Consider the following 695-nt stretch of genomic DNA (forward strand, 5'->3'; position numbering starts at 1 on the left):
TTTTTTTAGTCCAATAACTATAATCCCTAGAAAATTGAACCCTTTCCAGCTAGAAATTGTCGTGTCAAATCTGTTCAATACAGATCTAAAACTATCTAACCAGGCATTTGTTCTTTCTATCATATAACGTTCTTTATAAAGCTCTTCGTCAATCAAATGATCTTCTTCTAATTTTGCATTGCGTTTGTTTTGAGCTACATTCAAGTGCATTCCCTTTTCACTACAAATACTTTTAAGTTTGATTGAATCAAAACCACCATCAGCATTCATAAAAAGACCATCAACTCTAATTCCTGCATTATCAACTTGTTGTAAAATTGTATTCATTGAATTTTCTATTTTGTACAGATCATTATGATTACCTGCCACAGGTTCAGACATTGCAATAATTATCCCTTGCCTATCTGTAAAATAAAGACTATTCGTTGTTTTCCTCTTTTTTCTACCTTGGTATTCTACCTCTTCTCCACCACGTATTACTGGAGTATGACTTCCATCAAGATCTCCACTTGATAAATCTAATTTGTCTTTATATTTCATCAGTATTTTACTCCAAGTATCTTCCCAAGCGTTTTGCTTACACCATTTGCGATAATGGGCAAATACAGAATTATAATGTAAAACTACATCACTAAATAAACTAGAAACAGGTAATAAACGCCATTGTACTCCTGTTTTAAGTTTATATAAAATTG

1 protein-coding gene is annotated in these 695 nt (G+C 31.8%); it reads right to left on the reverse strand.

What is annotated here, in order from left to right:
• Nucleotides 1-695, reverse strand: a 695-nt coding sequence (locus tag HHU12_RS34340; protein WP_169661205.1) for a transposase family protein, incomplete at both ends; no start/stop codon positions are given.

It is taken from the genome of Flammeovirga aprica JL-4, from assembly GCF_012844305.1.
Taxonomy (GTDB): Bacteria; Bacteroidota; Bacteroidia; order Cytophagales; family Flammeovirgaceae; genus Flammeovirga; species Flammeovirga aprica.